This is a genomic window from Marivirga lumbricoides (genome assembly GCF_014636295.1).
Lineage (GTDB): Bacteria > Bacteroidota > Bacteroidia > Cytophagales > Cyclobacteriaceae > Marivirga > Marivirga lumbricoides.
Genome location: NZ_BMEC01000020.1, coordinates 14635 through 26849, shown reverse-complemented (window position 1 = coordinate 26849; position 12215 = coordinate 14635). Strand labels below are relative to the sequence as shown.

Genomic DNA, 12215 nt, shown 5'->3' with positions numbered 1-12215 from the left:
TCTTCTTTTTAAATTACAAATCTCCAAATCAGTTTGCCTAAAATGGTCGTCCTTTCAAGTTTCCAATCATTCCCTGATGTATCATAGGCCTGGTTGACAATAAAAAAGAAGTCCGCTCCGATTATTGGAATCCATTGCAGTCTGAAGTTGAGGATGGCTTCCTCATCTTCGCTGTTCCATTGTGAAAACAAGGATCCAAACAAATTCGGGTTGACTGCATATTCCATCCGGCTTCCGATCAGGTCGGTATCAAAGCTTCCTTCCGGTAAGTCAATCCAGTTTTTTTCATAGTTGGCGCCTATTTTAAGATAGCGGCTGGCTCGCCAGGAAAGTTCGTATGTACTTTCGGTACTTTTGCCTGTAAAGAAATCTCCCCAGTTTATTCTGGAATACACCGACCAAGTGCGACCACTGAATGTAGCGGCTTGTATTTCCATCCGGTTGTACCAGTAATCGCCTTCAGGTATGGTAATGCCTTCTTTGATCTCAAAAGGTTCACGCAAACCTTCTGCCTTCCTTTGCAGGTTAAACTCAAAAAATTCCCCGCTGCGTGTTTCAAAGCCTAATGGCCGGATTTCATAAGAGAACGATTGCAGTTCCCCTGTATCATCAAAGACAAAGTAGTTCATATCAAGCCCCTTAAAGCTGAACTGCCGTATCCATTTCAGAAAGTTTTTAGGCCGGGGCTTCCATTCGAGTTCTGCATAAAACTCCTGGAAATTGTCCCTGCGCAGGAAACCCACCTCCGGGTTGAAAGCGGGAGCGCTTCGTTGCCAGGCCATATCAAATTCCACTTTGTCGTTGGGATAGCTCAGATAGATGCGGTGAGCATTGGCTTTAGAATCATAATTATCAGAATTAATATTTTGAGTAAAAGAAGCTCCAATATTCAAATTTTTATCACCGAATAGCTTGGATGTACTGTAAAGCCCGTAGCCACCGGTAGTGCTGTGCCAGCGTCCATTTTCGTATTTATTGGCAGACAGAATGCCTATGGAGGATTGTTTCATCACATCCTGACGCCAGCTTACCACTGAGTAGTTGGTGGACGGAATGCTGTCCCGGCTTGCTGTCTGCATAGACAATGCTCCCAGGGTGGAATTTTTTACTTTACCCAGAATCCTTGCCCCGGCAATAATGGGTACGGTGGAACGGTCTTCGGCCAACCCAATCCTCCTGCTATAAAATGGGATAATGCTATTTCCCATTCCCATATCAAAATAGTCCTGTCCTTCCAGGAAAAACTCCCTGCGCTCCGGGAAGAACAGGGGAAATCGGGTCAGGTTGATCTGCTGGCGGTCGGCTTCCACCTGCGCAAAGTCAGTGTTGAAAGTCAGGTTCATACGGAGCGTGGGCGTAATGAGGTAGTTGATATCCCCACCGGCATTCAGTTGCCCTTTTTCCTGACCGGGTGTAAATTCGCCTCCTCCAATGGCATAAGGTTTTATTTCAATAAAATCCTTGCTGACAATGCTGTCCAGACCAGCCAGCGTACCCGCCCTGTTGAGCAGTTCCAGTTCGGAATCCCTGGACCAACCCTGCCAAAGCAGTTGCTCACGCTTTCTGCGGATATTCCGCTCGAAGTTGATGCCCCATATCTGCTCCTGTGCATCAGTGGGGAATTTTAAAGTGGAAAAAGGGATGGCTATTTCTGCAAACCAGCCTTCATCGGTAATAGTGGTTTTGGCATCCCAAACGCCATTCCAGAATTTATTAAAAGATTCACCGTTATTGAGAACCTGCGCATCCGCTCTTGCCGCATTGGGATTGATAGCAAACAGGAATCCGTTGCGGTCGTCATTGTAGGTATCAATGATCACCTCAAAATTGTCTTCTCCTCCCCAGTCAAAGTCTCTTTTCATCTCGCGGGCTATTATCTTTTGAGGATTCCTGTCATATCCCCAAAACCCGATGTACAGGGTTTTGGCAGTATATAGAATCGCAACTTCTGTTCTTTCGGTAGCCGGTTCACCAATGTTCAATTCCCGCTGTGTGAAATTTTTGATATGTACGGCTCGCTTCCATACTGCTTCATCCGGCTTGCCATCAAGCTGAATTTCTTCCTGAACGTACTCTGCGTAAATCGTATCCGGTTTACTTGTTTGGGCTTTGCAAGTAGCATAGCAAATGGCCCAAACCAGAAACGTGATAAAGAAACGGCCCATACAAACGGAAGTTAGTTGATAGGCATTCCCTCTGTCATTTCTTCATTGGGCTGCAAGAGGATGTGATCCCCGGCATCAAGCGCGCCAAACACCTCAACCGTACTTTCGTTTTTCATGCCTGTTTTTACTTCTACCCATTTCAGCTTACCCTCTACCACCTTTCCCACAGCTTTTCTACGGAGGGTGGTCAATACAGCACTTTGAGGTACCCACATACTTCCACCGGTTCGCTGAATATGTAATTGTATTTCTGCAAAAAGCCCTGCATTCAACTCACCTTTTTGATTGTGCACGATAAATTCCCACATCTCTGTGCGGGTGTCCGGATCGATGCTTCTGGCTCTCCGGTAAAAATCTGCATTGAACAATGTCGCGGGAAATGGCTCTACTTTAAATGTCACAGCGTTCTCCGCCACAGAACTTCCGGTCAAGGCTTCCGGCACCGGTACCTTTAACCGCAATTTTTGATTGTTTTCGATCACCAACAAAGGGACACCATTATTTCCTCCGACAAGATTTCCCGGATCGGTATTCCTTTGGGTGATCACTCCGTTGAAAGGTGCCCGGATGGTAAGATAATCCAGCAATTGTTGCTTTGCCGTGGCGGTATAATCTGCTGCCACCAGCCGGGTGCTGTCAGCCATAGCTTTGTTCTTTGCTTTGATCAGGTCGGATTCTGAAACCGTACCAGGCTTTCCGGAGGCTTTCACCAACCGCTCAAAGACATCTTTGCTACTCAAATAATCTGCTCTGGCAGACTCTACCTCGCTACGGGCTTCAGCATAAGCTGCCTTTACTTCCGGTGCTTCTATTTTTATCAGGACTGCTCCTTTTTTTACTTTATCACCAATATCCACCAGCACCTCGCTTACATATCCCTGCACCCTGGCATTCAGCCCGGCCTTTTCAAAAGCATGCAACTCTGCCGGGAGTGTCAGGGCCTGTGGGGCATTTTCGTAACTCACTGTTATTATTTCCGCTTTTTTTGCCGGCCCACCTTTGCTTTCCATGTTGCTGTTTTCAGCTTTATTCGAACAGCCAGAAACAATGGCCATATATAAAATTGGTAGGATGTATTTTCTCATTATGTTTAAACTTTACTGTTTTTTCTGGTTTCATGTAAATTTTACTACTGTCCAAAATAGGCGCTCTGCTCATCGTCCGGATCGAGTGATATGCTCTTATAGTGTTTTCTTCCCGTAAGTTGCCAGTAAACGGAAGGCAGGATGAACACGGTGGCAAACACGGAAAACAGCAACCCGCCAATCACGGCTAGCCCCAGTGGGGCGGTTTGCTCGCCTCCCTCGCCCAGTCCAAGCGCCATAGGAGTCATACCAGCTATCATGGCAATGCTGGTCATGAGTATGGGTCTCAACCGATCCTTTATTCCTTCCAGGTGTGGGTTTTGTCTTTGATCTTTCCGATATTGCTCGGCTATGGTGACAAATAAAATGGCATTGGCCACCGCCACCCCTATGGCCATGATACTGCCCATGAAAGATTGAATATTGAGCGTGTTCCCACTTATCCAGATAAGAAGGAAGGATCCGGCTATGACGGCAGGAACAGTAGATAGCACTGCGAAGGAAAGCCGGAACGACTGAAAGCTGGCTGCCAGTAGCAGAAATATTACAGCTACTGCCAGCAAAAGGCCGGTGCTCAGTTCATCAAAGGTTTGGGTGAGAGGTTCTGCGAGTCCTCTGAATTTAACACTCATCCCGGCAGGTGGTTCACCCATTGCATTCACCTCATTACGTAGGGTTTTAATGGCGCTTCCCAGGTCTTTGTTATGCAGGTTTCCTGTGATGGTGATGAACCGTTGCTGGTTAAGGCGGTCGTATTCCCCAATCACGGTAGCCGGTTTCCATTTGCTCACGTCACCCACATAGACGGTTTTTCCATTTTCCGATTTAAGCGGCACCTTTTCGATATCACCGGGTTGATCTACCATATATTGTGGAAACTCTACCTGCACTTGATAAGCATTACCCGATCCGGCATCCAGCCAGTAATTGGGCTGGGTGAAACGGCTGGAAGAAGTGGAGGCCGTTACCGACCGGCTGATGTCTTCAATGGTAAGGCCCAACTGGCCGGCACGTACACGGTCGTACTCCAGGTCAATGGAAGGATAGTTCAACGGAATGCCAAACTGTACATCCCGCATAAAAGATAACCCTTCTATTCTGTTCTTTATTTCTTCAGCAAATTTTCGTGATTCAACAAGGTTTTTACCCTGCACGGCAATTTCCACCGATGTATTGGCCCCCTGGCTCATCACCTGGTCTACCAGGTCAGCAGGTTCGAAAGAGAGGCGCATTTCAGGTATGGTTTCCGCTATGCTTTTCCTGAGGGTTTCTTTGAGGACGTCCAAGTCTTGTCCTGTTTCTTTCAGCTTGATCTTGACAACTGCCTCATGCGGACCACTTGTCCATAGAAAAATAGTATTGACCGGGTAGCTCGGAGGCTGGATGCCGACAAATGCTGAAGTGATCTCTACATTTTCTCTACCCACCACCTCGTCTACTACCTCCAGGAATTTTTTTGTTTTCTCTTCAGTGTTTTCGATACGGGTGCCATCGGGCATCCTTAACCGGACTTGCAACTGTCCGGAGTTTACTTTTGGAAATATCTCTGTGCCGGTAGACTGCCAAACGGACGCAAGCATAGCAATAATGACTACCAGGTAAATACCGATGGCCCATCCGCCCATGTTTGTGATACCTTTTGTATATCCTGTTACCCGGTTTCTAAACCGTTGAAACTTTCCATCTTCGTTTTTAGGAACATGATCTTTCAAAAACCAATTGGAAAGAATGGGTACCATGGTTTGAGAAAGCAGAAAAGAGGCGATCATGGCAAAACCTACCGCCAGCGTAAGCGGTAAGAACATGGCCCGGGGCGTGCCGCTCATAAAAAAGGACGGGACAAATACGGCAAGGATGCTGATCAGGATGAGGAGTTTGGGCAAGGCAATTTCTTTGCAGGCATCCAGAATGGCCCGGGCCTTCGTCTTGCCCATTTCCTGATGCCGGTGGATATTTTCAATCGTCACAGTCGATTCATCTACGAGAATACCTATCGCCAGTGCCAGTCCGCCTAATGTCATGATATTGATTGTCTGTCCGGTCAGATAGAGGCACACTACTGCCGATAATATGGCAAGCGGTATGGTGAGAACCACAATGAGTGCACTGCGCCTGTCACCCAGGAACAGCAATACCATTAAGCCGGTAAGCACTGCTCCCAATACCCCTTCAAAGGACAGGGTTTTCAGGGAGTTGATCACGTAACCCGACTGATCAAATTCATAACTTACTTTGATGTCATCCGGCACAGCCGCCTGCATTTCCGGCAGGCTTGCCTTTATGCGCTTGACGACATCCCAAGTGGAGGCGCTCGCCCGTTTGGTTACAGGAATATACACCGAACGGCTGCCATTGATCAGAGCATAGCCTGATGCTACATCGGATCCGTTTTGCACCTCGGCTACATCCCTTACGTATACAGCGGGTCCGGAACCTTTCTTTAAGGGGATATTGGCCAGCTCCTGAATATCACTTACCACCGTATTCTGATTTGCGATCAAGAGTTTGTCCGCTGTCCGGATGTTGCCGGAGGGAGATATGTTGTTGCCTTTGGCAATGGCCATAACCAGTTCATCCGGGCTGATGTTGTAACTACGCAGCTTGGAAGGGTCGGCTTTGATGAGCACCGTACGCTGGTTTCCGCCAAAGGGAGGAGGAGCTGACACGCCCGGGATAGAAGCAAATTTGGGGCGTACTTTAAAAAGCGCCAGATCTTGTATTTCACCCAAGGACCGGGTTTCACTGCTAAAAACCAATTGGCCTACCGGTGCGCCTCCTCCGTCAAACCGGGTAATAAAAGGGGGTACGGTACCCGGAGGCATAAATGCCCTGGACCGGTTGACCTGGGCCACTACTTCCGCCAGAGCCTGAGACATATCGGTTCCTTCATGAAAGGTGAGCTTCATTAAGGAAACGCCCTGGATCGTTTTGCTTTCTACTTCTTTTATACCATTAATGTACAGGAAATGATATTCGTAGTAGGAGGTCATAAAACCCTCTATTTGGTTGGGAGCCAAACCTCCATACGTTTGAGCCACATATATAGTTGGCGTACCCAGCTTCGGGAATATATCGACCGACATGTTCCGGATAGCCAACACAGCAAAAAACACGATAGCCAAAAGGGCTACCATAACTGTTAAAGGTTTCCTTAAAGCAGATATTATTAGTTTGATCATCTTTATAATTGGTTTAAAAAGATTTCCAGATTACCATTTATAGCGGCTACATACAGTAGTGCTTTCCAGGCTTCCCAATAGGATCTTCGAAGTTCTATTTCTGCTGTTACCAGCTCATTCCGGGCTTCAATCAGCTCCGTAAAGGTTATCAGCCCTGCCTGGTACTGGGATTGTATGGCTTCATACGCATAACGGGCATCCTGGAATTGTACAGGGGTTTCCCCGGCAATGGCCAGTGCAGTGATTAATGTGTTATCAGCAACGGACTTTTGCTTATTGAGGGCCAGAAGAACTTTTTCCAGTTCTTGTTTATCGGCATCAGCTTCCAATTCCCTTGCTTTCCACTGGGTTTGATAGCGGAAGATCTGGGTCAGCGGTATGGCAAGTTGTACACCAATGCCATAATTGAACCTGTTGATATTAAACCCGTCAGACGGGTTATCGACAAAGGTGTTACCGTTGTTGTCAAGCTGCACACCGGAACCTCGACCATAAGCAGTACCCAATACACTTAGGGTGGGCATCCAGCTTAATTTCTCTGCTTTAAACAGGTATTGTGAGGTTTTCCACTCAGCCATGGCCAGTTGTTCTCTCGGATGGATCATTTCGGCAACTTCTGAAACCTGAGGGAGTACCTTAAAAAAGGACGAGTCTACCAGGTTTTCAGGTAAACCAGCCGCAATCAATTGTGATAGCGCTGCTTTGTGTTCATAAATGGTGTTTTGCTGTTGCAGAATTTTGATCTTTGTCTTGGATAGTTCGGTATGAAAACGTGCCGTATCCACCCCCGAAACCAATCCGGAAGTAGCCAGGCTTACAGCTTGTTCATAATTTGCTTCAGCTCTTTCCCGATCGCTTTCCAGTACATTCAGGATTTGAAGGGCCAGGAGGTAATCCAGGTAGGTGCTAGATAATTGCACGTTATGTTCCAATAGCGTAAGGCTTTTCATGGCCACCCCGGCCTCATAGGTGCTTTCGGCTGCTTTTATCTCATTGCCTCTGCGTCCGAAGGTGTAGGGCTCCCATTTCATGAGCAAACCGGCAGCCGAACCCCAGACCATATTATTGAGATTCTCTGTAGAAGGGGGACCGCTCACCGGTAAAATGTATTCAGGATAAAACATCCCCGTAAGGTTGTTATAAGTCGAATAGTTGGCCTGGGCAGAAGCATTAATATCGGGTATAATTGTACGCCTGGTGGATTTGACCCTTTCTCCGGATGCCTCCTTTTGTGCCTCCGCAGCAAGAATTGCGGGGTAGTTTTTTGTGGCTGTTTCCAGTAGCTGTTTTATAGGAACCTGGGTCTGGGAATGTACATTCGTCCAGGCAAAGGTAATGATGGCTACTAGCAGGGGGATCTTGAATATTCGAACCATTTTTCAATTTTGTCATTAATTATCACAAACCTATGATGCGATTCTGTAGAAATATGGGAATGGAGTTGGAAGCGGGGAAATGGGGAGAAGGAAGTGGGGAGGGACTTATATTATGAAAAGGTGAAATAATACAGGATGCCGCATATTATACTGACCAGGATTGTTTTCAGCATGTCCCATTTCAGGATGAAATAAACAAATGCAGCAATAAGTCCAATCACCAATGAAGGAATGTTAATTGTAGCCCACTCAGGTATCATCCACCTAATCCCCAGGGAATGGCTTTCGTTTACTTCTCCAAAAAGTGTATGGATAGCGAACCACACGCCAAGGTTGAGCACGACTCCTACAACAGCAGCCGTAATTCCGGACAAGGCAGTAGTGACGTTTTTATTGCCTCTTAAATACTCAATATAGGGAGCTCCGGTAAATATAAACAGGAAGCAAGGCACAAAAGTAGTCCAGGTTACCAGTAAGGAAGCTAAGATTCCGGCCAGAAGTGGATCCATCGTACCAGATAAGCGATAAGCTCCCATAAACCCGACAAATTGCACAACCTGAATGAGCGGCCCGGGGGTGGATTCTGCCATGCCCAATCCGTCAAGCATTTCCCCACTTTTGAGCCAGCCGTAATCCTCCACAGCTTTCTGGGCTATATAAGCCAACACTGCATAGGCACCACCAAAGGTGACCACAGCCGTTTTGCTGAAAAACAGGCCTTCCGAAAAGAAAATATTTTCTGTTCCTATCCACAGGGCGATCAGTACTAACGGCAGTGCCCATAAGGTTATGAACAGCAAAACTGTTTTGACTGTTTTCTTTATTGAAGGCTTAACGGGCTGAATATAACTGTCAATGAAATAATTATTCTCCTGATCCGATTTGGCCTCATGTCCTTTTATTACATGAAATTTTTCTTCCCAAATTCTGCCACCAATAAAACCGGTCAGCCCTGCCACAATAATGATGTAAGGAAAATCCACCTCGAAGAAAAATATGGCCACAAATGCCAGTGCAGCCATTATTATCATCACTTCATTTTTTAGCGCCCTTTTACCTATTTTGATGACCGCACCAATAACGATGGCCAGCACTGCTGGCTTTATACCAAAAAATATGGCTTCAACGATTCCTACGTCCCTGTAGGCTGCATAAAGAATACTCAGGATCAGAATGGAGATGAATCCCGGCAGGATAAACAGTAATCCGGCAACCAATCCTCCTTTGGTCTTGTGCAATAGCCAACCGATGTAAGTGGCCAGTTGTTGTGCTTCAGGGCCCGGCAACAACATGCAATAATTCAATGCATGTAAGAAACGGTTCTCGCTGATCCATTTTTTTTCTTCTACCAATATTTTGTGCATCACGGCAATTTGACCGGCCGGGCCTCCAAAACTGTAGATGGCAACTTTAACCCACACTTTTAGGGCTTCTTTATAGGAGACCTGTTTATCGATCATATATTATCTATATATACTGAATATACTGGTGGTAACAGAGGAGAGGTCATGTGGTCTTAGTTCTATATTCCAACAAAAATTATCCGTGTAATTTTTTAGCTGTTACAAACCGTTCTGCCACATTGTCCCAATTGATAATTTCCAATACAGTGTCGACAAATTCTGCCCTCTTGTTTTTGTATTTCAGGTAATAAGCATGTTCCCATACATCAATGACCAACAGGGGAACCACACCCCACTGCGTGAGCTTCTGGTGGTTTTCGCATTGCAGTAAAGTGAGGGATTGTGAGTAGGGCTGATAGCCCAATATTCCCCAGCCACTCCCTTCTACAGATTTGGAAATTTTGGATATGTATGCTTTCAGGTTATCAAAAGAGCCAAAGTCTTTCTCTATCTGTTTCAGTAATTCCGCTTTGGGCTGTGTTTTTTTATTGGTCAGGTTAGACCAGAATATGGAATGCAGGACATGACTTGAAAAATGATAGGCCAGCTTACGAGTCCACATATCTACTTGATCCATCTCGCCTGATTGAAGGTGTTTTTTGATGTTTTCCAGGTCTTTATTCGCCCCTTTTACTGCTCCTCCATGATGGAATTCATAATGCAGGTGCAGGGTTTCTTCATCCATGTGTGGTTCTAAGAATGTCTTGTTATATGGAAGCGATTTTTGGATGAAATTACCATTGCTGTCCACCAGTTTATCCATGCCATTTTCTGTTACATTCTGTGAAAAAACGTTGTTGATGGGAAGGATGCTCGCTCCACCCAATATTGCCGAATTCCTGAGAAAATCCTTTCTGTTCATCATTGAAGTCATTTTATTTTAGATAATACACGTATTTATAAAGGTAAAGTAAATCATCAAATCTGTAGAAATTTGGGAAGATCGTCTGGTTACCCGAAATCCACTTCAAAAATGTGCAACCCTTCTTCTTCACGGTAATGAAGCTCCCACCCACTTGTATCGGCTATCTTGCGGGCAATTGCCAACCCTAGCCCCCAGGTATCGGGATTACCCGATTGTTTGTAAAAACGGCTGAATAATTTGTCTTTTTCTAATACCGTCCCTGTTTCTTGTTTTTCATGCCCTGTATTGGCAATCATGAACTTTCTCTCTTTTGTTTGAATGTTCACCGTGCCATTTTCCCTGTTATGCAGAAATGCATTTTTAAGCAGGTTCTGTACCAGTATCTCGGCAAGCATCGTATTACCCTGCACGATCAAATTATTTTGTATTTCCGTTTTCACCGATATATTCAGGGCAGCTTTCTGTTCTTCATAATATTCCATTGATCGGCTGATTATTGTGTTTATATCAACCTGTTCTGAAAGGAGAAACTGCCGGTTTTCGATTTTAGATAAGAGCAGCAGGGTTTTGTTCAATTTTTTTAAGCGCTGTGTGGAGCCGATAATGCCTTCCACAATTTCCGCCTGCTCTTGTGTGAGTTCTGCCTGTCCGATAAGCCCTTCCAACCTTGACTGGATAACAGACAGGGGTGTTTGCATTTCATGGGAAGCATTTTCGATAAATTGCTTCTGGCTTTCAAACACTTCCATATTTTTCCGGGTCAGCTCATTCACAGCTTCATTCAGCATCCGGAACTCATCAATATGTGTAGATGGCAGTGCAGGAAATTCTTGTTTATCAAATCGAAAGAGCCGGAGTTTTTCGAGTATTTCGAAAAACGGGCCCCATATTTTCCGGGAGATAACGCGCTGGGATACATAAAAAGAAAGCAACAGGGCCAGGAACAAAGATCCCAGCGTGATAGCAATGGTTCCGATCATTTCAGCCGCTTCCAGGTGAGGTTTTATGATTTCCAGCCGGTAATGTTTGCCATGTAGTCTCACAAAAGTGTTCAGCATGCGGTACTCATCGAACTCGTCATCAACAGGCTCATAAATGAGGGTATCGGTATAACTTTCGTATCTTTCCTGAAAAGCAGCTTCTTCAACAAGATAAAAAGTGAAATCGTCCAGCGGATTGTCCTCTTTAAACGGTGCTTCAGGGTTTTGTTCAAGGTAAGCCAGTAGGTTGACTTTACGGTTGTACAACACTTCATCTACATTTTGAAGTACGTTCCAGCTTAGCACCAGGTAAAACAATATGGAAAAAATTCCGAAAAGCATCAGGAAATAAAGCAATTGAATGCGGGAGGTGTAGGTAAGCAGCTTCATAATGCCTGGATTTGATAACCTACCCCATAGATGTTGTTGATTTCTAGCTGTGCCCCGGCATCTTTCAGCTTTCTTTTGAGGTTCCTGATCTGAGAGAACAGAAAATCAAAACTTTGGGCCTCATCCACATAGTCGCCCCAAATATATTCGGCCAGCGATACTTTGGAGATCACCCGCTTATGATTATTGATCAGGTGTGTAAGAATAGCATACTCCTTTTTTGTAAATGAAATAAGATTTTCAAGGTCGTTTACCCCGACCAGATACTGGTCCGGTTCTATAACCAGGTTTGCAAAGCGGACAAGTTTGTTGGTTTTGAATTGTTTTCTGCGGATGATGGCTTTTATCCGGGCATTGAGTTCCGAAAAATAGAACGGCTTGGTGAGGTAGTCATCAGCCCCAAGTCCCAAGCCTTTCAATTTGTCATCCAGCGAGTTTCGTGCTGAGAGGATGATCACCCCGTCCGTCTTTCCATTCTTATGAAGTGTTTCCAGCAGATCAAATCCGCTACCATCAGGAAGGTTAATGTCCAGTATTATGCAATCATATTCATAAAGGGAAATACGCTCCATAGCAGACTGAAGCCCTGTTACAGAATCATAAATAAACCCTTCTTCGGAAGCAAAGTCTTCCAGGCTTTTTAGCAACTGCGGCTCGTCTTCTACGATGAGTAATTTCATAAGTTCAAAATACGGGATTAATTCTGTAGGAATATGGGATTACACTAAGGAACCTGATTTTGGCCTGAGGGTCTTTATAGATTCCTGTTTGA

The 12215-nt window shown here is 45.4% G+C and carries 8 protein-coding genes; all 8 read right to left on the bottom strand.

Going from position 1 to position 12215, the window contains the following annotated elements; all coding sequences use genetic code 11:
• Positions 1 to 8: 8 nt before the first annotated feature.
• Positions 9 to 2165: a DUF5916 domain-containing protein gene (locus IEV85_RS22895; protein WP_188467604.1), complete on the bottom strand. Its 2157-nt coding sequence runs from the start codon at positions 2163 to 2165 to the stop codon at positions 9 to 11.
• 11 nt (positions 2166 to 2176) lie between these two features.
• Positions 2177 to 3250, bottom strand: coding sequence for an efflux RND transporter periplasmic adaptor subunit (locus tag IEV85_RS22890; protein WP_188467603.1), 1074 nt, complete (start codon positions 3248 to 3250; stop codon positions 2177 to 2179).
• 44 nt (positions 3251 to 3294) lie between these two features.
• Positions 3295 to 6429 (bottom strand): efflux RND transporter permease subunit, encoded by a 3135-nt coding sequence (locus tag IEV85_RS22885; protein ID WP_188467602.1) that lies wholly within the window; start codon positions 6427 to 6429, stop codon positions 3295 to 3297.
• Between the two features lie 2 nt (positions 6430 to 6431).
• Entirely contained in the window at positions 6432 to 7805 is a 1374-nt protein-coding gene (locus tag IEV85_RS22880) for a TolC family protein (RefSeq protein WP_188467601.1), read from the bottom strand.
• Between the two features lie 110 nt (positions 7806 to 7915).
• Positions 7916 to 9265: a chromate efflux transporter gene (chrA, locus tag IEV85_RS22875; RefSeq protein WP_188467600.1), complete on the bottom strand. Its 1350-nt coding sequence runs from the start codon at positions 9263 to 9265 to the stop codon at positions 7916 to 7918.
• A 79-nt stretch (positions 9266 to 9344) separates the two neighbouring features.
• On the bottom strand, positions 9345 to 10073 hold the full coding sequence (locus IEV85_RS22870) for a superoxide dismutase (RefSeq protein WP_226334942.1): 729 nt from the start codon (positions 10071 to 10073) through the stop codon (positions 9345 to 9347).
• Between the two features lie 86 nt (positions 10074 to 10159).
• Positions 10160 to 11443: a sensor histidine kinase gene (locus tag IEV85_RS22865; protein WP_137402991.1), complete on the bottom strand. Its 1284-nt coding sequence runs from the start codon at positions 11441 to 11443 to the stop codon at positions 10160 to 10162.
• A complete protein-coding gene (locus IEV85_RS22860) occupies positions 11440 to 12123 on the bottom strand; it encodes a response regulator transcription factor (RefSeq protein WP_188467599.1) in 684 nt (227 codons plus the stop codon). The genes IEV85_RS22865 and IEV85_RS22860 overlap by 4 nt, the downstream gene beginning before the upstream one ends.
• Between the last annotated feature and the right edge of the window lie 92 nt (positions 12124 to 12215).